The sequence below is a fragment of the Wolbachia endosymbiont (group A) of Yponomeuta plumbellus genome, assembly GCF_947251575.1.
Lineage (GTDB): Bacteria > Pseudomonadota > Alphaproteobacteria > Rickettsiales > Anaplasmataceae > Wolbachia > Wolbachia pipientis.
Genome location: NZ_OX366353.1, coordinates 1,347,549 through 1,369,436, shown reverse-complemented (window position 1 = coordinate 1,369,436; position 21,888 = coordinate 1,347,549). Strand labels below are relative to the sequence as shown.

Here is a 21,888-nt window from a genome sequence, read left to right as displayed (position 1 = left end):
GGAATTGATTAGGTAGTAAGTTAATTCATAATTAGTAAGATGTAAATCCCACTGTAATTTTTGTATATTTTCTAGATCTTGGCACCCTCATTAGAGTTTCATTTAAGAGAGCTATAACTTTAAACTCTTTACTCGATTTTCTACGCTGACATCTTGTAAACTCTGATCTGGACTTTTTAATATTTCTAATAATCTACTTGCAAGGTTTGAGTGTTTATTGATTACTGCAACCTGGATTAATGACTTGTCTTGATCATTACGAGCATTTGTTACAGCTACGCGCTCATCAGGTTTTATTGCTTTCAGCTTACTGATAATTTCAACATTACCATTTTTTGCATTCTCAAACAGCTCTTCTACTAATTTCAATAGGTTAGTAATATTTTGGTCTCGAGAAAGATCAAGTGGTGCTTTACCTTCTTTATTCTTGATGTTATAAATTGCACCATGTTTTAATAAAGATTTTACAACTTCCAAGGAGCCACCTTTAGCTGCAACATGAAGTGATGTAGTACCACTAGAAGTAGTTTTAGCATTAATAAAATCACTCAATTTATTGTGGCTTACACGTTGTAACAAAGCTTCAATAATTTCTTTATGACCTTTGGAAGCAGCAGTGTGTAATGGTGTATTACCCTTGTTAGTAACTTGAGTAGCATCAGCTCCATTTGCTAGCAAGATATTTACAACTTTTATGTGCCCATTATTAACAGCATAATGTAATGGCGTTCTTCCATCGGTATCTTTGAAGTTAACAATTACCCCTCTTTTGATGCAATTCTCAACCGCTAAAGGATTGTCATTTTCTATGGCCTCAAGTAACTTTTCAGAAAAAGCAGACTGTAACCTCTGATTGATTGACTCTAAAAACCTTTTTACAGGAATGTCAATATTAAGTTCAACCATTTCTATGAACGATCTTACATCTTTCTTTAACTCACTATGCAATAACTTATAATATTTTGTACCTTGCCCTTTGGAAACGAAGCATTCAGCCTTCCCACCGTAAGCTTCATCTGTATACCCTGACGTTATGTGTTTTGGATCAAATTCTAGTGCTACTAGCATATCATTTACTGACTGTATGCTTTTATTATTTATCGAACCAGGTACACAATCTTTGTATACCTCAACTAAGCGATATGCATTTCCTAGGTAATAAGAACCTTCCTTAAGAGTTTTCCAAGGAGAAGTATTCTTTTCTGAACTATATGGTTGCGACATGCTACGCAACATAGGAAGGTAAAGCTCAGAAAAACGGATATGCACCTCTGTAGCACTTTTAAGCTTCTCAAGTTGATCCAACTCACATTCAGGGCTAAACTGTGATTGAACTTGATCTGGCTCCTTCAGCATTTTTAACAATTTAGTTGCAATATTCTTATGTTTATTGGCTATAGCAACTTGCAATAATGTATTCCCTTGATTATTACGAGCATTTGTTATAGCTAAGAACTCATCAGGTTTTACTGCTCTTAGCTTGCTGATAGATTCAACATTACCATTTTTTATATCTCTAAACAATTCTTCGATCAATTTCAGTAAGTTAGTAACTCTTTGGTCCTTAGAAAGATCAATAGGTATTTTACCTTCTTTGTTCTCAATTTTATAAATTGCACCATGTTTTAATAAAGATTTTACAACTTCCAAGGAGCCACCTTTAGCTGCAACATGAAGTGATGTAGTACCACTAGAAGTAGTTTTAGCATTAACAAAGTCATTTAATTTATCACGACTGATATGTTGTAACAGAACCTCAACAATTTCTTTGTAACATTTGGAAGTAGCAGTGTGTAATGGTGTATTACCTTTATTAGTAACTTGACTAACGTTAGCTCCATTTGTTAGTAAGATGTTTACAATATCTATGTGTCCATTGCTAACAGCGTAATGCAACGGTGTTCTTCCATCAATATCTTTATCGTTGGCATCAGCTCCATCTTTTAACAGACGCTGAACAGTTCGTATATCACCTTTACTAGCAGCAATGTTGATATCTTTCTGCAGATGCTGGAGAACCTCTGATGCTTCGCTACCCTCAAGCTTAAATCTAAAATTAATCATCTCTATCTTTTTTAAAATATCTAAAACACTCGGATGACTTGGTCCAAAAACAGCTTTTCTTTGATCTAAACTTTCTCTGTAGACTTTAAGTGCGCTGATCCATTTCCCTTGAGCAAAAAGTACATTTGCTATGTTGTATTGAGTATTCAAGGTTTCTGGGTGATTTTGTTGTAAAGCTTTTTTCTGGATATTTAAAACCTCTTGAAAAGCTTTCAAGGCTTCATGATATTTATTTTGATTGAAGAGTACCCCAGCAATGTTATGTAACGTTCTCAAGGTATCAGCATGATTAATACCTAAAATTATTTTCTTCTTTTCAAAAACCTCTTTATAGATTTTTAAGGACTCTTCGTATTTACCTTGGTTAGCTAGTACCATTGCTATATTATTTTTGGCACTCACAGTGGCTAGATCATGTGTACCTAGTGTTTCTTTCCTCTTTTCAAAAACTGCCCTATTGATATTTAACGCTTCTTCATATTTTCCCTGTTTATCTAATACTAATGCCATGTGAAACTGAGTATTTAAGGTATCTGAATGATTTGACCCTAGTATTTCCTTTTGTCTCTGATAGACTTCTTGATAAATATTAAAAGCTTCTTCATCTTTCCCCTGTCTATGCAGCACTAAAGCGATTGTACTTCTTGTACTTAAAGTATCCTTATCGTTTAAACCCAGCATTTCTTTTTGTTTCTGAAAAATCTCTTTAAGCATATTTAAAGCTTCTTGGTAAATTCCTTGCTTATATAGCACTTTGGCTATATATGTCTGAATATCTAAAGTACCAGGATTGTCTGGTCCTAGTATTTCTTTTCTTCTTTCAAATGCGCTTCTGAAAATACTTAAGGCTTTTTGGTAATTGCCTTGATTCAAGAGCACTAAAGCTGTATCAATCTGAGCGGATACGTCACTTTGCGATATCTGCTTCAACTGCTCGACTTTTGAAAAGTTACTATGTACTGCAGCAACTACTAACGTTTTGTTCTCTCTATTACGAGCACTCATCACTGCTTTTACTGTATCAATATCCTTTATCTTATTTAGGTCATTAATAACTTGAGCATTACCATCTTTAACCTTTTTAAATGATTCACTGACTAGTTTAAATAAGCTAGTTATACTTTTATCCACAGTAAAATCTGATGGTGTTTTCCCACTGTCAGAGACAGCATTGTATACTGCACCATTAGATAATAGGGCCTTTACAACTTTTAAGTGAGAGAACTTAGCAGCATAATGCAGAGGAGTAAACCCCTTGTTACCAACCACATTAGGATTAGCTTTATTTTGTAATAGAATATTGACAACTCCATCATAGCCCTTCCATGCAGCATAATATAATGGTGTTACACTATCAGCATTTTTGGCATTAACAAACGCTCCTGCTTTAATGTAATTCTCAACCTCTGAAGAGCTATTACGTTTTACAGCCTCAAATAATTTCTCAGTTGATGCTAATAGATTGATAACGTCTTTATCGTTAGTCATTTCTAATGGTCTTCTACAAAGCTTGTCAACAGCGTTATAAACTGCACCATTTTTTAATAAAACTTCAATAACGTCTTTATAACCAAAATTAGCAGCAATATGCATAGGGGTTAAGCCATTAGTATCTTTAGCATTAACGTCAGCACCTTGTGCTATCAAATACTTTACAACTTCTAACCGACCTTTCATTGCAGCATAGTGTAGTAATGTCTGGTTAGCTGTACCAAGCTCATTAATACTCAACCCCTTGCTAAGGAAAAACTCTACGGTATCTTTATAACCTTCTCTAGCTGCAATGTGTATAGGCTTTGATCCAGAGGCATTTTTAGCATTAATATTAGACCCTTCATCTACTAGACATTTTACCATTTCCAAGTTACTTTCCTGTGAAGCAATGTGCAGTATAGTCCAATCATCATTGCCTTTAGCATTCATATCTACTTTTTTATACTGCAGTAACATTTTAACCACTTGCAAATGACCATGTGCAACTGCTAATTCTAAAGGTGTTCTGCTCTTATTATCCTTAACATTAACTTTTGCTCCATTACTTAATAGGACTTCAACAACATTAACATGGCCGTGTCCTGCAGCTATATGTAGTGGAGTACCTTCAACATTTACAAAGTTAACATTAGCCTTGTTTGCTATCAAAACTTCAGCAATTTCTTCATGGCCTTCTTGTGCCGCAAGATATAATGGTGTTATACTATTAATAGTCATAGCATCAACATTGGCTCCCCTTTCTATCAGAGCATTTACTATCCCCTTATGTCCTCTTTTAGCAGCCAAATGTAATAGTGTAGCATCTTCAGGACCTTTTATATCAATATGGGCCTTGTCTTTTAGCAAAATCTCTACAATATCCCTATAACCAGCGAGTACTGCTAATGATAAAGGTTCACCACCTTCTGCATTAACACTAGCTCCATTTTCTACAAGAACTTCAACGATCTCCTTATGATTATGCTTAATAGCAGAAAGCAATGGTGTTAGGTTGTTACTCTTAACATTAACACTGGCTCTATTTGCTACCAAAATTCCAACGATTTCCTTATGACCTCCTTCCACAGCTACATGTAATGGTGTACTACCTGCAATACCTTCTGTGTTAACTTTAGCTTTATTTTTTATTAAAAGATTCACAATATCTTTGTGACCTCCCACAATAGCTGCATGTAAAGGTGTAAGGCCATAATTAGCACTAGTATTGACTTCAGCTTTACTTTTGATTAGAAAAGCAATAGCGTCTTTATGTCCACTTAGAGCAGCTACATGCAATGGCGTCATGCCATCATTAGTTCTAGCATCAACTTCAGCTTTATTTTTTATTAGAAGATCAATAATATCTTTGCTACCATTCATCGCAGCTGCATGTAATGGTGTACTACCCTTAATATCTTGAGCTCTAACTTCAGCTTTATTTCTTATTAGGAGTTCAATAATATCTTTGTGACCTTTCAGAGCAGCTACATGTAATGGTGTTAGATTATTATTGGCTTTATCATTGATTTCTACTCCATTTTTTATTAAAAGCTCAGCAACTGCCTTATGACCACTCTCTGCTGCATAGTGTAATGGCGTAGCATTATTTTTATCTTTAGCGCGAATGTTAACCCCATGCTCGAGAAGAGCAACAACTATCTTCAAGTGGCCACTCTGCACTGCAAAATGTAGTGGGGTTATACCTTCCACAGTGGCAATACTAGCATTTGCCTTATTTGTCAGTAAAGCCTTAACAATTTTCTCATGTCCATCTTTTGCTGCGTAGTGCAAAGGTGTGTTATTATAGGTTTTGTCAACAACATTAACATTAGCTCCATGCTTCAATAAAATATTAGCTATCTTTTCATGACCGTTTTCTATTGCATAGTGTAATGGTGTACAACCATCTATAACTCTGGAGTTAACATCGGCTCCTTTGAGAATTAAAGCATTCACTACTTCTAGGTGGCCATTTAGTGCTGCTGTATGTAATGGTATTCCCTCCTTATCGTTTCTTGCATTAACATTTGCCTCATTTTTCAGTAAAAAATTAACTAGCCCTAGATAACCACTTTCTGCAGCTATATGTAGTGAAGTAAAGCCACCCATAGTTTCGTTGATGTCAACATTCGCTTCTTTTTCCAGCATAATCTTAGCAACATCAATATGATTGTTTTTTATTGCATAGTGTAAAGGTGAAAAACCAGCTATATCTTTGGTATTAGTATTAGCATTATTTTTTAGTAGAATTTCAACAGCATCTTTGTGACCATTTTTAGCTGCAATATGTAGTGATGTTTTGCCACTATTATCTAGATCATCAACATATACACCTGTTTTTCCTATAAAAAATTCCACAATATTTTTCCTTCCATATGCAGCAGCAATATGTAGTGGGCTTTGACCATTAATATCTTTAACATTAACGTCTAAATTTTGATTAAGAACAAATTTTATAATTTCAAGACTAGGTCCCTTAGCAGCAAAATGTAATGTAGTCCATGAGTTAATACTTCTAGCATTGATGTCTGCTCCTTTTTTGAGATAACTCTTTAAGTCTTCAAGATTTCCTTCTTCCAACGCAGCAAACATTTTTTCCTGATTAGTAATAGTGATAAGGTTTTGATCGTATTTATCTTTCAGCTTGGAAGGATCATCTCTTACCGACTTGCCAATTTTCTTCTTACTTTTTATTACATTTTCTGAAATAAGTTTTTTAGCGTTCAAGATAACTGCTATTGAGGGATCAGATAACAATACATCAACTAAGGTATTATCGTGTGCTAAATGATTACGCAAACATTTTCCAGTTAATAAAGGAGTGTTATCATCTAAAAAAAGTAGATTGTTTTCTAGATGCTTCTCTGATCTACCTAAAATTGACATTATATCCAGAACAAGCATTTCTACTACTGCTTGCAACTTTTTATTCCTCTTGTAGGAAGGAAGCTTTTCAGTTAACTTGCCACTTAATGCGTTATTCCTCAAAATACTTTTCAGTTCAGATAACTTCAGTTCAAGCTGGTTATTGTATTTTTCTTCTGTTATGTTGTAAGCCTTCCTTTGTTTATGTATAGGAATAAACGAACCTTTCTCATTCAACTTGTTTCTTAATTCCTCAATCCATTTAAGGTCACCTGTTCCAAGTTCAGCAATGTAAAAAATCTCACAAGTTAATCTATTTACTTTATCAAGGTTGTCATCCTGTATTCTTGACCTAACACTATGAGAAATTTTCATTGATAGTTCGGCTATTTCTTTAAGATTGTGAGACTCTATTTGGGAAGGAATATTCTCTAGTGTTTTATTAGCAAAGAATTTTATTCCTCTAATAACATTATGGTCAATCTTATTGTCATTCAAACCAACATCTAAGCTCTTTAATGATATAAACGCCGTAACATAATCAGTTCTGATATTTTTTGATTTAGTTTTTGCAAAATTGATTATGTTATCAATTTTATTAAACAGCTCCTTTTCATAATTCGTCTTTTCAGTTATATTATTGCTTAATTCTTTTATGAGTTTTTCAAGCTTATCATGTTCCATCACTTTAAAACTCTCTGTAATCATTTCATCTAATTCAACGTTACTAAATATTCCAGCAACTTCTTTTATCTCGTCTAAGTTTTCACTACTGGTAATTTTCTTTAGCAATATTATGACTATTTTAATCTTGTTATTGTAAAGAATATCAGTAATTACATTATCGATTCTTTTAGTATCATTTTGAACACCAATAAAAAAGTTAACATCTGTATTTTCCTCAATCTCTGTTCTTTTAGAGAGCGAGTAAGCATGTGATAGTGAGTTACGTAAATCTATAATGACTTCTCTTGTGTTCTTTGGTAATGATAGTAGAAGAAGCTCGCTTGTAGTGCTAGATAACTTGGGAGATTCTAGAGTGTTTTTTAAATATTCACCAATAACCTGTAAAACCCTTGTAATAATTAACTGTCCTTCCCTTTCTTTAGGATTAGCTGATAATGCCAACTTTATATAATCACTTATTTTCTCTAAAGAATGAATATCCCTAATTTGTTGATAATCGCTATACAACTCTCCAAATTGAGGATAATTGCTAACGATCTCTGCAACAACCCTCTCACGTTTTAACTTCGGGAGATCAGCAAATTTACCAATGTCCACACCTTCTATAATATCTTTTTCTTCTTTAAGTTTCTTTGCAAAATTTTCCAAGTGGTCTAGTATTTTACTTTTATTCAATGTGGCATTATAGAATAGATTCATTTCCTGTCGTTTTATGTGAGAAGAAACAAAACTGATCAAACAAAATTCCATTTCTTCCCAAGGTAGTCTATCGTAGGTTGATTTCAACTGCCGCTTTAATATATGAATATTTTGTGCAATAAATTTTGCTATGAATAAAAACTTTTCATCTACTTTTTCTGTGTTTGAATACTCTGCCTTTAACAGGCTAATATTTTGAAGTACTAACTCAATCCGCTCTCTTATGTTATTAAGATAACTCTTCACATTCTGATCTTGTCCAGAAGCACTAGAGAAAAAACGGAGGTTTATCAACTTATTTTCAACAAAAATTTCTATCTCTTCTGACAAGAATACGTTCTTTAGTTTTAATTCCTCATAAGCTCGTGAAAGAATTTCATCTAATTCCCTGAAATGAACAGCAAAATAATTACCTGGCCATTTATTAATGAGTGTATCAAGAAGTTCAACATTACCTGAACGTATAGCATAATAAAACGCATTATGGCATGTTTCATCCTCATCATCTGGTAATATAGTAGTTTCTCTGATGCCAACAGATAAATTACTGAGAATTTTACTATTATTGCCAAGTAGGTATTCTAAAATCTTTACCTTATTGTGTTTACAAGCTAAGATAACTAAGTTAGTACTCTTAACAGGATTGTTAGCATTATCATAATAGTCTCTCAAAGTTACTTGATCTTCTGCATCACTTATGTAATCAATAAAATTGCTTAATTTTTTTAAGCTGTCGACATTACCATCTGATATTGCCTCTTCGAGTTCAGTTAAAACCAGGAGATAAAGTTCTTCAGCTTTTGCTTTTCTGCGGTAGAGCTTTTTATATTCTCTAATAAACTCCTCTTTTGATGTGTAAGAACGTGATAAAAACTGTTTATCTTCTTGATAAAAACTGGTTTGTTGTTTAGGTACATGCATAAACCCTCTCTGAGATATATTTACACCAGTATTAGAATAGCAAAGTTTACTTAATATGGCAAAAATTAAAATAGCATCTTTTGTTAATAAAATATTTTTGAGAGAATATCTACTAATCCTGCAATTTCAGGACGAAAAGCCTTCACAACATTTGATTTTGGGTGTGGGAAATGTGTTGGTTGTTTAAATTATTAGTAACACCTACTAATAATAACCCGTTTGAAAACAACAAAGAGAAATGATGATCAACTTACATAAAAAAGCACTAAGTTTAGTGTTTTGGCATTATAGCAATCTCTTATGTATCACCTCTCTGGAACCATACGACTAATTGTTGTTCATAAAAAACTCTAGTACTGACAAAAAATGTATTTATTCTAATCTTGCACGTTTGGTATCATTACTTATAGAAGTTTCATAAAGTCTTGTACCAGGCTCTACGAGATTATTTAAGGAACTTAAAGATTGAAAAGTACGTTTATTGGAATCATCAAACGCTACTATAAAGTTTAACAAGTTATCATTAGATAGATATTCAGTTATATTATATGTAGAATCATGATCCAGAATAATTTTCTTTTCTTTGGCATCTTGATCTGCCACATCTAATTTAGTATAAAATTGTATCTTACTTAACTTATTTAACAAATCTGCTCTTTCTAAAAAAGGTTTTACCTTATCTAATATGATATCATTATATATAGGATAGCGTATGGAATAATCAATTTTTGCTAGTCTTACAGATAATTGATTATTATATAGTACATGTATGTTGAAGTTATTTGTAACAAATTCATATAGTGGAAGGCTATCTTTTATTTCATCTGTTTTCATTTGAAGAATTTCACAAACACAGTCATCTAGATAACTTGATAATTTACTGTAATTACTGCATCCTTTATAAGGAGATAAGTCAATAATTTTTCCGTAATCCTTATTGAAGTTCCTTACTAAAGTAAATTTAATCAACAATTTAGCGCATGCTAGATCACTTACAGCGTTATCTAAAGATGTGGAACAATTATCATAAAGCCGTCGTTCACGATTTCTTATATTAATATCAGCTCCATATTCTAATAGTTCTTTAACTACTTCCAGATTTTTACCACTTTTTTTTACAGCATGGTTCAGTGCAGTATTGCCTTTACGGTTTGTTGCATTTACATCAGCACCATGTTTCAGAAGTTCTCTAACTAATTCTAATTCCTTCCCCAGTGTTATAGCAGAATGTAGTGGAGTTTCACTATACATGTTTCTTGAATTGACTTCGGCACCACCTAACAAAAGCTCTTTAGTAATTTCTACACTACTAGTAGTATGAAGTAACGTATCTCTATTCCTTTCTACTCTAAGGTTAGCATTAGCACCTGCAGACAAAAGAGCTTTAACTTTTTCTAAGTTTCGTTCATAGACTGCTTTTTCTAATTCTTTGTTAATATTATTATTTAGCATATTTTTAAAATCCTCCTAAATTTCACTATTTTGTAACAAAATTTTTGTATATTTTCTAGATCTTGGCACCCTCATTAGAGTTTCATTTAAGAGAGCTATAACTTTAAACTCTTTACTCGATTTTCTACGCTGACATCTTGTAAACTCTGATCTGGACTTTTTAATATTTCTAATAATCTACTTGCAAGGTTTGAGTGTTTATTGATTACTGCAACCTGGATTAATGACTTGTCTTGATCATTACGAGCATTTGTTACAGCTACGCGCTCATCAGGTTTTATTGCTTTCAGCTTACTGATAATTTCAACATTACCATTTTTTGCATTCTCAAACAGCTCTTCTACTAATTTCAATAGGTTAGTAATATTTTGGTCTCGAGAAAGATCAAGTGGTGCTTTACCTTCTTTATTCTTGATGTTATAAATTGCACCATGTTTTAATAAAGATTTTACAACTTCCAAGGAGCCACCTTTAGCTGCAACATGAAGTGATGTAGTACCACTAGAAGTAGTTTTAGCATTAATAAAATCACTCAATTTATTGTGGCTTACACGTTGTAACAAAGCTTCAATAATTTCTTTATGACCTTTGGAAGCAGCAGTGTGTAATGGTGTATTACCCTTGTTAGTAACTTGAGTAGCATCAGCTCCATTTGCTAGCAAGATATTTACAACTTTTATGTGCCCATTATTAACAGCATAATGTAATGGCGTTCTTCCATCCACGTTCTTCGAATCAATGATTGCTCCATCTCTAATGGAACTCTCAATTCCTAAATAATTATTATCTTCTATAGCCTTAAATAACTTCTCAACCAATTTTAGTAATTTTATTACTTCTGGGTTTCCTCTTCTTTCCGCAAAGTGTAATGGTAAAACATATCTACCTCCTTCAGCTCTAGCATTAAAGTATGCTCCGCTCATAAGTAGAGACCTAACTATATCTAAATTACAAATTTGTGCCCCTAAGTGTAAAGGCGTAGCATTTTTATCCATTTTTGCATTAACATCCGCTCCATTTATAATAAGAGTTTTAACTACCTTAGGATGACCATATTGAGCTGCAAGATGTAGGGCTGTGCCTTTATTTTGATTTTCTTTTACATTTACATCAGCACCATGTTTCAATAGAACGGTTGCTATCTGATCATAACCTTTTTCTGCTGCAAAATGTAAAGGAGTCCAATTTGTGTGATCTAAAGCATTAATATCTGCTTCCTTTTCTAAGAGCAATTCAACCACCTCTAAATGATCATGGTCTACTGCAAAGTGTAGAGGTGTAGTACTTTTAACTGTTTTAGCATTAATGTCTGCTCCTTTATCAAGCAAAGATTTAGCAACTTCTAAACTACCATCATATGCTGCACAATGTAGAGGAGTCCAACTTCTGTTATCTAGAGCATTAATATCTGCTCCATTTTCAATCAAGAAATTCATTATTTCCAAGTGATTATGTTCTGCTGCCAAATGTAGAGCTCTTCTACCATCATCCATCTTTGCATTTATATTTGCTCCTTTTGCAATTAAGCTCTCTACTATTTTTAAAGAAAAACCATTATATGCTGCATTATGTAAAGGAGTCCAATTCTGATCATCCACGGTGTTAATGTTTGCTCCATTTTTAATTAAAAAATCACTCACCTCGAAATGACTTTGCTGAATTGCTAGATGCAAAGGTGTAAAACCTTCGTTTTTTTTAGCATTAACATTGGCTTTTTTCTCTATTAGTAGCTTCACTACTTCTAAGTGACCATTCTGAGATCCTATATGTAAAGCTGTGGAATTATCGTGGTCCTTAGCATTAACATCAATTCCCCTTACGAGAAGAAGAGACTTAACTACTCCAAAGTGATTACGTTCTGCTGCTAAATGTAGGGGTGTAAGATTCTCATAATCCTTAGCATTAACATTAGATTTTGCTTTTAGTAAAATGTCTACTAACTCTAAAAAGCCATTTTGAGACGCTAAATGTAGAGGTGTAATCTTATCATCTGTTTTTGCATTAACGTTTGCTCCCGCTTCAAGCAGAACTTTAACTATATCTAACCTACCAGTTTGTGTTCCCAGATGTAAGGGTGTAATGTTTGCATCAACTTTACGATTACCTATGCCTGAAGATCCAGCGTTAATATTAGACCCTTGTGAAATAAGAGCTTTAACTACTTCGAGGTTACCATTTTGTACTGCAGAATGCAAAGGTCTTGCTCGATCATTATTTACAGCATTAACATCTAATCCCTTTTCAATAAAAACATTTACTATATCTAGACGACCATTCTCTGCTGCTAGGTGTAAAGGTGTATTAAGTTTATCTGTTTTAGTACTAAGATCTGCTCCATTTGCAATCAAGGTGTTGACTATATCTAAATATCCTTGCTGGGATGCAAAACTTAAAGGTGTAAAGCCTAGAATGGCCCTATGGTTTACATCTGCTCCATGAGCAATAAGAAAGTTAACCATCTCTAAGTGATTTTTTGCAATTGCAAAATACAGTGGCGTAAAGCCATCGTACTTAATCTCTGAGTTAATATCTAAACCCCCTCCTAATAAAGTGTTGACTAAATCCAACTGACCATTCCTGCTGCTAAATGTAGTGGTGTAAGACTAAGATGTTTCTGAGTTTCATAATTTTCGTTTAAAAACTCTACAAAAAATTGTAGCTGATCCAGATTATTAGATATTCTATTAGTAAACATAAAGGCCTCGCATGAAGAATTTATGTAAAATATAGTATCTACAAGTTTTTAAGCAAGATAAATCTTCTTCTTAAAAAAGATACTGTGATCCAATCTGTGTGCTTATAACTTTTTTATTTGATCATGAGTGATCAGCTGTCTCAGCTGCAATAGAGACACCTGCCTTAAGTAGTTACATCAATTTTCTCTGTTTTTGCCCCTTTTTTTTCTGATGAAGATGTCTTCATTCTTCTCAGTAGCCAACATTCTTTTTAAAGTATAATCGTTACGTGCACCAAAGCATTAATAATTATACACAATTGTGAAGAAATATTCAATCTTTTTATTGTTTTGAATGTGTTGATGAAAAAAACGTCTGTCAGAGATCATCTGAGAATTGCATTTTAGGCTTTAGATGTAGAAGGGGTCTTATCGTCTTTTTATCAATACTCTAAAAATAGGCTTAAATCGCCAAGAGATGGATATCATGAATTTAGTAGCGTAAAAACATCAAAGATACCTCATATCATAAAGTTTAATGTCAACATTTGGTAGCAACATTCCCGATTTACAAAGCAGAGTCAATAAAGGTTGCAAATAATCTACGTATGTTGGACGTTTCTGTTGATGCTATTTCTAAAATAACAGATTTATCTATTGAGGAACTTGAAAATCACGCTTCCAAAACTTAACCTGAATTAAAAGCAACATTAGTTTACTGATTTCTACACAATATATTAAAATACCAACAAAGGTGATTACATAATTAATTATCTGCATTACTGGATGAAATTCTTGTGCTTCTGTATTCAATATATAATATTAAAAAAATATTTTAGTAAATTTATTAAAGTAGATACTAGAAACTCGCTTATTTTGTTTTTCTAGCTCAGTTATAGTTTTCGATTTTGCTTGCAGAATTTGTCTATCACTTTCTGGTTATCCTCTATCATTTTACTTGCCTCTTGCTGAAGAAATTTGATATTTTTGAGTGTAATATTGTCCATCTCAGTCGATGCTACTTTCAATTGCGATTGTATTCTTATGTATTTATCATCTATTACTTGTTCTAGTTGATAATCAACGCAATCCAATCCAGAAGCGAACATCACATTCAGTAGTGGCTTGATCCACCCTATTTTGCCAAATTTCCTTGAGTTAGCATACTTTATACTTCTATCTGTTCCACCAGTGCCTATTGATAGCAGTATAATCTCATCATTTGGAAATAATCTCTTGCCACTTGCATATGCACAAGCTGCTGGATTATTAGCAAACACTCCGCCATCTATCAACACTCTCTCTGTTTGGCTAATTTTCAGACGTTTTGGTGTGAAGTACGTTGGAGCAGCTGTTGTAGCTCTGAGTGCATCTTTCAACTTAATGTTTTTTTCTTTCCAACTTTTGAAGAAAAATTCACAACTATTGTGAATGTCATAACTGGTGAGCAGTAGATTACTTGCAACATCGGCCATAGTACTTTCACCAAAGTATTTGTTGAGAATAAATTCCATATTTCTATACGAGTACTGAGAACCACTCAGCCAAGAAGCAATTGATTTTCTCCAAAATGATGATTGAAAGATATAAGCTCCATACTCTTGGTACAGTCCAACTAAATCATTGGCAGAGTATTGAGGTTTATTGCTTTTACAAAGTCCAGCAACAATAATCCCACCGGTTGAGGTTCCTGCCATTAAGTCAAAAATCTGGGAAATTGGCTTTCTTGTTCTAGATTCAATTTCTGCTAGAATAATGGCAGGAATTATTCCTCTGATTCCACCTCCATCAACAGATAAAATATACTTTGCCACTTTTTTATTTTTGTCTCTGCTCAAGTTCATTAACTTCCTCAGCAAGGTTTTTGACCCTTTCTTCAAGGCGATAGATGATTTCTGTAGTCCTTTGATTTTGCTCTATAAATTTATCATGCATATGCACTCTTAAGTCGAGCTTAGCTAGCCACCAGATCAATGCTATTGTTTGTATCACCATAGTAGCAATTACTGCCATAGGAATCTTTCCTGTGTTTGTCATCTTTTTTAAAGGAAAAGTTGTATATATACATATACAAGATTCATCAAAAATACGTCCAAAAAATCTTTTCTAAAATAAAGTTAATTAGTTGCACTAAACAAGCGATGTAAATAATATAATCAACATGAAATCTAGCCTTTTTTGGAAATTGTTAACAAGTTCAATAATACCGATGATATGCGTTATTGTTCTGTATCAGCACTTTAGTACAGACCAATTATCAAAAGATGTGCCAATAAAAAGTAAGGCAAGTGGCAATGATCTGGAAACATTATCTACTGCAGCTGAAAAATGTAATTTAGATACTGTAAGATCCTTAATAAAAAATGTAGTAGATATCAATGCTACTCATCATTTTGGTGCAACATCATTACACTATGCTACAAGCGGAGGCTGTTTGGAAGTTGTAAAATTTCTAATTGAAGAAGGCATTAATGTAAACACTACTGATGCTTTTGGCTGGACAGCTTTGCACTATGCTGCACAGGAAGGACGCTTGGAAATTGTTAAATTTCTACTGAAAAATGGAGCAAATCCTCTTGCTAAAAACAAAGATAAAAAAACTCCTTTAGATCTTGCTGTAGAGGAATTAAACAATAATAAAGAAAAAAAAGATATTTATGAGGAAATTATCAATTTATTTTCCCATAACTGCTGTTAATATAGTACGATAGCCAAGGTTATCAATTACATGCTCAGCCCTATTTATTATCCATTTACCATAAACTCCTTTGCGAAATCCAGAAAGATTAATCTTTGCTTCAGCAAATAATTCAGGATTTCCTGGCATTGTGACATTGAGTGTTGCTGCATTACTCATCAGCTGATTCAACTTCGCAGATGCTGCACTTTGTGCCAAATCACTACTTGCATAAATATCTCGCAAAATATAGCTTGGTTCTTGATCACCTACTTTTTCCGTTATTGTCTCTGCTTTTTCATAATCATACCAGTAAGCAATAACCGAGCCATATTGATTACGCTCATTAAATTTTACTTTCCAATTTGTAATATCTCTAGGTGTTAAAGTAATAGTGCTTAAAGTTTTTCCGGTAACTGACTTTGCTTTTCCTTTTGAAACAAACAGTAAATACCCTCCAGCAGGTTTTGCTATTGCTCCATAAATTTGAGCAAGCCTGGTTAAAAAATGCATATCGCTCTCTGCAGTCTGATCAATATGTGATATCATGATATTTGCAAACTCTGCAGCAACCTTAGCTTGATAGCTATGTTTGTCTGCAATCTTTTTTACCAAATCATTTAAGGTGATTTGATGCCACTCATTAAACACTTGTTCCTTTAATGACTCTTTTAGATCCGCTGCATGACTCTTGATTTTTAGTCCTTGTGGCGGGCCTTGTAGCGTAATTTCATTCACTATGTAATCTCCCATCGGCACAATGCCAGTTTCTTTATACCCAAGTAAAATATTTAGCTTTGCCCCAGTTCTAGGAATTTCAAATAATGAATCACGGTCATCAAGATGAATTACAGCAGTATCACTTATTACTCCAGCTTCATCAGTAATATGCATTGATACTAACCGACTTTTTATCAACTCAGTGATTAAAATTCCCTCTACTGAAATACTAAAGTCTGGTGTCATTTTAATCCCATAGTTTTACTACTTGCTTTTGTGTCTCTTTTTGAATAACAGGAAGTTTAATGATTAATCCTGCAGGAAGAAGTTCGTACTCTGAAAGCCCAGGATTAGCTCTTAACACAATCTCAACTGCTCCTGAGCTGAATCCATAGTAGTTCCAGCAGATTAAATCTAACATATCATTTTCCTTAGTTTTGTAATATATCATTATCAAGTTGTATATCATCAACTGGATTATTTAGTGATCCGTCTGACAACACGTTATCATAGTGCTTCAAACTTAAGTGAAACTCAATCTTTCTTGCTTCACCATTTGGAAAAAAATATCTCTGCGTTTCTTCTATTTTCACAATAACAAAATGGCCTAAAATGTTACCTTGGCCATCAATGAGTAAAAGAGGTTTCGATAAATTTCGCATATTATTTATTTGCCCCAGTCCTCCTGAATAGATTACTCCCGCAAGCTCAATAACGTCCTCTCCAGGACCAATACTTTGAAGTAATGGCTTTTCTCCAATACGCTCAAGTGCAGGCCAGCGATATTCATTCCTGCGTGTGAAACCTCGCTCAGTTAATGAAAATCTATATGGACCAAGAGACAGCATAATTTAATTTATATCATAAAGTGCGCCACTAAATTGCTCTCTAATTCGCTCCATTACTTCATCAGCAATACTACGTACGTCTTGTCCAGAGCTTGGGTGAATATTAACATTAAAGTGATTATTGCGTGTTTTATTCTCTATAGTCTTATTGTGCGCTGCAATTGGGTGCTTAAGGGCGTCGCTTATAGTATTACTTACAGATCTAACTTCTAGTTTAGCCTCATTTTTTTTGCTCCATAGATTATTGATTGTTTTAAAAGGCTGAGTAATATTATTCCAAAACTTTCCTACCCAATCAGAAAAAGATTTCCATACAATTTTTACCGATTCCCAGATAGTAACAAAAAAGTTCTTTACCACTTGCCATTTGGTAATTATCAAAGTTGCAGCAACAGCAAGACCACCAATAATCAGCCCCATAGGGTTGCTCATTACGGCAATTGTCAATGCTTTAAATCCAGCAATTATTGCTGGAAAAACTGCAGAAAGACCTATTTTTACCAAAGTAACAACAGATCCAAACATTTTCCAAGTAGATAAAAGAGCAAATAAGGAACCTTTTACAAAAGTCCAAGCATATCCAAGAGATATGGCTGCTATTTTAATACTAATCAATGTTGCAATCGTACTTATGATCACTGTAGTCAGTACTGGATATTCCTTGGCACAAAGTGCTACTTGTGTAGTTGCTGACCTCAGAAGATTAACAGTAAAATTTAAAGGTGGTAATAGTACAGAACCAAGATTCATTCCTACTTCTGCTATTGAGTTTTTAAGTAACTGAAGGTTGTTTGCTGTAGTATTTGCTCTATTTTCAAACTCCCTTTGCATTGAGCCCTTATATTCCCCGTTTATTAATCGTAAAGATTTTTTGTATTCATCAAGACTACCAATAAGTAGTGCTATATCATCTTGATATTCAAGGCCAAAGAGATCAAAGAGAACGCTAGAACGTTCTTGCTTATCTAGTTTTGCAATTGTTTCTAAAAACTTAACTAATGTGCCTTGTGCATTCTTGCCAATTGCTTTCTCAAATTCCTTAGCATTTATTTTTAGCTGCTGAAAAGCTTTTTGAAAATTGCCACCTTGCTTACTTGCTGTTTGCAACTTACTGAGCATCGCATTAATTGCTGTACCTGCTTTTTCGGGGGTCTTACCAAGACTAATGAAGCTACTTGCCAGAGCTCCTGCTTCCGCTACAGTTAAGCCAAATTGCCTTGCCGTACCACCAATTCTGTTTAGTGCAGGAACAATGTCCTTAGCTTTTGCGGCAGTGTTATCAGAGATATGATTTATCGCATCACCAACGCTTTTCATTTCACCAATTTTAATTTGGTAAATATTAGAGAGCTTAGCAATAGCATCTCCTGCCTCTTCTGCTGACATATCAATGCAGTTGCCATCTTGGCCACAGTGTCTGTGAAAACCGTAAGATCCTTAGCTTCAATACCAAGCTGCCCACCACTTGCAGTAATTTGCGCAAGTTCTGCTGCAGATAGCGGAATTGTTCGTGACATCCCCTTTAATGTTTCACCAAGTTTTGTCAAGCCATTTACATCTGTATCTTCAAACTTTACAACTTTCTTTACATCAGCCATGGCACTCTCAAAACTAATTGCAGCCTTAAGTGGTGCTGCAAGGGTGAGGCCAAGTGCCACAGCATCCATCATTTGAGCTTTGAAATTTGCTCTTTGTGCTAAAACTCCTTTACGTTTTTGCATTACGGAATTTAAAGCTGTATAGTTATTTTTAAGCTTTTCAATAGAAGAGCCAAGTTTAACTTGATCTCCAATAAGAGATTTTATATCTCTACCACTTTTACTGAACTCCGTGCGTAAATGGTGGAGAGCACTTCTTTTTTGTAAATAAGCTGTTTTAGCTTTCAGCGCTGCAGTTTTAGACCTTGTAAACTCGTTTTGCAGGCTCTTACTTGGTGCTCCTGTATTTTTTATCTGCTGAGCAAGAGATTTTGTTTTTATTTCTAGTTCATTCCAAGAACGCCTAGCAAGCAGAGCATCGTGGCTTAATTGTTTAAACTTGAATACTGATTTACTTGATGATTCAAGTTGTTTTATCGTACTACCAATACGAGAAAGTTGCTTCGTGCTACCTGCTATCGTACTATTAAAACTGCTTTGCAGTGTTGCTCCAATTACTATAGAAATTGCCTTCATTTGTATAATTTTCCGCTACTTTCAAACCAAGTAATAAATTCTTCAATATCCATATCAAGCCACTGATTGATTCCACCACCAACCATTGAGCTAAGTGATAATATGCTCAACCTCAATTCTTCTGCTGAGACAAAAAACCTTGTAACGTTTCTTGAATCTTATTGTAGTCTGCTAAATCAAATTCTTCTACTGCTTCTCTTGAAATACTTGCAAGATTTGCAATCAGTGCTACTTCTTTCTCTGCATCGCTATTACCCATACGTTCAACAGCTAAACGATCTCGAACTTTTGGACGGCGTAGAGTTAGCTCTGAAACTAAAATTCCATCGATTTTTATTGGTTCAGTTAATTTAATTTTTTGCATTGTTTTACCCTTTTAGTTAAATTCCTAAAGCTGTGCGCATAGAAGTCATTTGATCAACACCGTTAATCTTACGGATCATGTTCTCAGCATCGATTTCTATTAATTCATTACTACCGATAGTAAGTTTATAGTAATGAGCAGCTACAGTACACTTCAGCGTTGCTTTTTCAGCAGGTTTCCAGCTACCAAAATCAAATTCTCTGAATATGCCCCCAAGGTTGATTATTACTCCTTCAATATCGTTACTACCACTCCCTTGCATTCCACCTCTGAGTGTCAAAGCTACTGAATTCCCATTTATCAACCCAAATAGCCGAAAGAGTTCTGTGTCATATTCAGAAAAAGTGAAATCTGCTTCAAGCTTTTCCATGCCCATATCAATATTTACTGGAATATCCATACCACCAGCACGGTACTCCTCTGTTTTTATGGTAAGTTTTGGTAGGGTAATTTCATCTATTTTTCCTGCGTAACCCCGACCATCTACGAATACGTTAAAATTCTTTAAAATCTTCGGTAACATTTTTTCCTCTTTTTTATAATATTGTACCACTCACAAGATGTGACCTGAAAGTAATCTGTTCTGCTGGATATGGTGGTGTAAACTCAAAGTCAAAGTATACTTTTCCACTTGCAATGTTTGTTGGTGTATTGAGTTCTGGGGTTGCATAACATTTTCCGCTAATAATCGCCCCTTGTGCTTTTAAACTTGCCAGATAAGAATTCACCCCCTCAATTACATCATCTATATAAGTTTTGGTGATATTGCGATCAACTGCCCATAAATGAGCTCGAAGTAAACTATCATTGATTAAATCTGCAGTCCTTCTCACTGACAAAAAAGCCCATTTTGAGTCATTTGAACATGTTCTATTTCCCCAAAGCCTGTAGCCATTTTGATGAATTATCGTTGTTACTTCATTTTCATTCAAGTGGTTTGCTCTACAATTTATATTACCGAGCGTAAAATCAATAGGCCTGCTTGTTCCAACAATACCATTTATCTCTTTATTTGAAGGTGAGTGCCAGAAGCCTTGCTCGCTATCTATCTTAGCTATTAAACCAGCTACAAATGAACTTGGAGGGAGAATTTCTTCTTTTCCTTCAATAAAAACCTTAACCCACGGATCAACAACATAAACTCTTGAGCTGCCTACACTTTTTCTCCATTTTATTGCTTCTTCATCATTGGTATTTGGTCCATCTGCTACTATTATTGCTCTTAGCTTTTCTGCTATAGGAATTAAAGCGCTAACCACTGGATTTCCAGCATCTCCAGATAATTGATGAGTAAACTGAGGTGCAATTAGTATTCTTGGCGCAACATGAACTATGCTTTCACTGCTTAAGAACGCTTGAATTCCCTGATATTCTCCAGTTTCTTCGTTAACTCCACCAATGACATTGCTGAGCGTCTCTTCTACTTTCTCCTCAACTCGAATAACTACTACTGTTGCACCAATTTGGGAAAAAATTGCATTAATAGCTGAAGGCAAAGTCCCAGATCGACCAAGTTTTGCTGCTTCTTTTAAGCTTCCTGCTATTAATATTGGTTTATTTAGTGGAAACTTTTGCCCGTCAGCATCAGGTGCAGTACCAATTACTCCAATTACCGATGATTTAGCTGTTCGTACTGTCCTCGCTCCTGAGGTAACCTCGATAACATTTACTCCATGTAGAAACTGTTCTGTCATTTCTTTTTCCCCTTTTCAACTTTCTTGCATTTTTTGTTTACAATTATCTAGCAAAGTTTGCAGCTCTTCCTTACTTTTAGCTTCACCGATTTCCCTTTCAGCTATATCCACCAATTCTTCGCACTTGATTATTGCTTTTTTCGCTCTTTTTGCTTTTTCCTGAATTATTCTTGCCATTTCTACTACTGAAATTCCTCGGACTTTTGCTAATGGCTCTATAATTTCTGCATCTTTTTTGTCTATAGATTCTGGTGCTGCTAAAATGTTCTCTGCGGCTTTTGCTTGTATTTCGTACGACTTAGACTTCTGATGAGAATATCCTGAGTATTGGTGAGTATAGTTATCATAATAAGCATGAAGATTAGAAAGTGCAGAAAACTTCGCATTTTGTAGTAACTCCAATTCAATATCTTCTTGATTCCGCTGAGCAATTTTGCCTCCTTCTGTTAAACAATAACTTTTTTGCCAATCAAAATCTTCTGGTGCTTCATACCAATCATTTTCAGTTGGCTTGCTTTCAAGTGTTGTTGTTTCTACTTGTTTATCATTTTCAAATCTAATGTAGATAGACATTGT

At 34.3% G+C, this 21,888-nt stretch carries 16 protein-coding genes and 1 pseudogene; 3 read left to right on the top strand and 14 right to left on the bottom strand.

The window, feature by feature from the left end:
* Window positions 1–111: 111 nt before the first annotated feature.
* On the bottom strand, window positions 112–8,709 hold the full coding sequence (locus OPR39_RS06835) for an ankyrin repeat domain-containing protein (RefSeq protein WP_264683035.1): 8,598 nt from the start codon (window positions 8,707–8,709) through the stop codon (window positions 112–114).
* A gap of 55 nt (window positions 8,710–8,764) precedes the next feature.
* Here OPR39_RS06835 and OPR39_RS06830 point away from each other — a divergent pair, with 55 nt between their 5' ends.
* Window positions 8,765–8,896, top strand: a complete 132-nt coding sequence (locus OPR39_RS06830; RefSeq protein ID WP_264954044.1) for a hypothetical protein — start codon at window positions 8,765–8,767, stop codon at window positions 8,894–8,896.
* A 185-nt stretch (window positions 8,897–9,081) separates the two neighbouring features.
* Here OPR39_RS06830 and OPR39_RS06825 read toward each other — a convergent pair whose 3' ends face one another.
* The 3 genes from OPR39_RS06825 to OPR39_RS06815 form a co-directional block, all read right to left on the bottom strand.
* On the bottom strand, window positions 9,082–10,161 hold the full coding sequence (locus OPR39_RS06825; RefSeq protein WP_174516910.1) for an ankyrin repeat domain-containing protein: 1,080 nt from the start codon (window positions 10,159–10,161) through the stop codon (window positions 9,082–9,084).
* Window positions 10,162–10,256: 95 nt separating this feature from the next.
* Window positions 10,257–12,728, bottom strand: a complete 2,472-nt coding sequence (locus OPR39_RS06820) for an ankyrin repeat domain-containing protein (protein ID WP_265039286.1) — start codon at window positions 12,726–12,728, stop codon at window positions 10,257–10,259.
* A complete protein-coding gene (locus OPR39_RS06815; protein WP_265039285.1) occupies window positions 12,719–12,856 on the bottom strand; it encodes a hypothetical protein in 138 nt (45 codons plus the stop codon). The genes OPR39_RS06820 and OPR39_RS06815 overlap by 10 nt, the downstream gene beginning before the upstream one ends.
* 527 nt (window positions 12,857–13,383) lie before the next feature.
* On the opposite strand from OPR39_RS06815, the gene OPR39_RS06810 reads away from it, so the two are divergent.
* Window positions 13,384–13,527 (top strand): hypothetical protein, encoded by a 144-nt coding sequence (locus OPR39_RS06810; protein ID WP_226079608.1) that lies wholly within the window; start codon window positions 13,384–13,386, stop codon window positions 13,525–13,527.
* A 201-nt stretch (window positions 13,528–13,728) separates the two neighbouring features.
* On the opposite strand, the gene OPR39_RS06805 is transcribed toward OPR39_RS06810, so the two are convergent.
* Both OPR39_RS06805 and OPR39_RS06800 read right to left on the bottom strand, forming a co-directional pair.
* Window positions 13,729–14,649: a patatin-like phospholipase family protein gene (locus tag OPR39_RS06805; protein WP_264378081.1), complete on the bottom strand. Its 921-nt coding sequence runs from the start codon at window positions 14,647–14,649 to the stop codon at window positions 13,729–13,731.
* A gap of 4 nt (window positions 14,650–14,653) precedes the next feature.
* Window positions 14,654–14,872 (bottom strand): hypothetical protein, encoded by a 219-nt coding sequence (locus OPR39_RS06800; RefSeq protein ID WP_264711399.1) that lies wholly within the window; start codon window positions 14,870–14,872, stop codon window positions 14,654–14,656.
* Between the two features lie 148 nt (window positions 14,873–15,020).
* On the opposite strand from OPR39_RS06800, the gene OPR39_RS06795 reads away from it, so the two are divergent.
* The gene (locus OPR39_RS06795) at window positions 15,021–15,533 is read left to right on the top strand and encodes an ankyrin repeat domain-containing protein (RefSeq protein WP_264711400.1); all 513 of its coding nucleotides are present in this window, start codon (window positions 15,021–15,023) and stop codon (window positions 15,531–15,533) included.
* Here OPR39_RS06795 and OPR39_RS06790 read toward each other — a convergent pair.
* The 8 genes and pseudogenes from OPR39_RS06790 to OPR39_RS06755 form a co-directional block, all read right to left on the bottom strand.
* Window positions 15,510–16,478, bottom strand: a complete 969-nt coding sequence (locus tag OPR39_RS06790) for a phage late control D family protein (RefSeq protein ID WP_265039283.1) — start codon at window positions 16,476–16,478, stop codon at window positions 15,510–15,512. The two genes, OPR39_RS06795 and OPR39_RS06790, sit on opposite strands and share 24 nt — an antisense overlap.
* A gap of 1 nt (window position 16,479) precedes the next feature.
* Window positions 16,480–16,653, bottom strand: coding sequence for a tail protein X (locus OPR39_RS06785; protein WP_255586148.1), 174 nt, complete (start codon window positions 16,651–16,653; stop codon window positions 16,480–16,482).
* Between the two features lie 10 nt (window positions 16,654–16,663).
* Window positions 16,664–17,080, bottom strand: a complete 417-nt coding sequence (locus OPR39_RS06780; protein WP_191110947.1) for a phage tail protein — start codon at window positions 17,078–17,080, stop codon at window positions 16,664–16,666.
* Between the two features lie 3 nt (window positions 17,081–17,083).
* Window positions 17,084–18,678 (bottom strand): annotated as a pseudogene (locus tag OPR39_RS06775) (phage tail tape measure protein).
* A 688-nt stretch (window positions 18,679–19,366) separates the two neighbouring features.
* Window positions 19,367–19,618: a phage tail assembly protein gene (locus tag OPR39_RS06770; RefSeq protein WP_015588509.1), complete on the bottom strand. Its 252-nt coding sequence runs from the start codon at window positions 19,616–19,618 to the stop codon at window positions 19,367–19,369.
* Window positions 19,619–19,634: 16 nt separating this feature from the next.
* The gene (locus tag OPR39_RS06765) at window positions 19,635–20,141 is read right to left on the bottom strand and encodes a phage major tail tube protein (protein ID WP_265039282.1); all 507 of its coding nucleotides are present in this window, start codon (window positions 20,139–20,141) and stop codon (window positions 19,635–19,637) included.
* A gap of 13 nt (window positions 20,142–20,154) precedes the next feature.
* Entirely contained in the window at window positions 20,155–21,312 is a 1,158-nt protein-coding gene (locus OPR39_RS06760; protein ID WP_265039280.1) for a phage tail sheath subtilisin-like domain-containing protein, read from the bottom strand.
* Between the two features lie 15 nt (window positions 21,313–21,327).
* Window positions 21,328–21,885: a hypothetical protein gene (locus OPR39_RS06755; RefSeq protein ID WP_226079826.1), complete on the bottom strand. Its 558-nt coding sequence runs from the start codon at window positions 21,883–21,885 to the stop codon at window positions 21,328–21,330.
* Window positions 21,886–21,888: the final 3 nt, after the last annotated feature.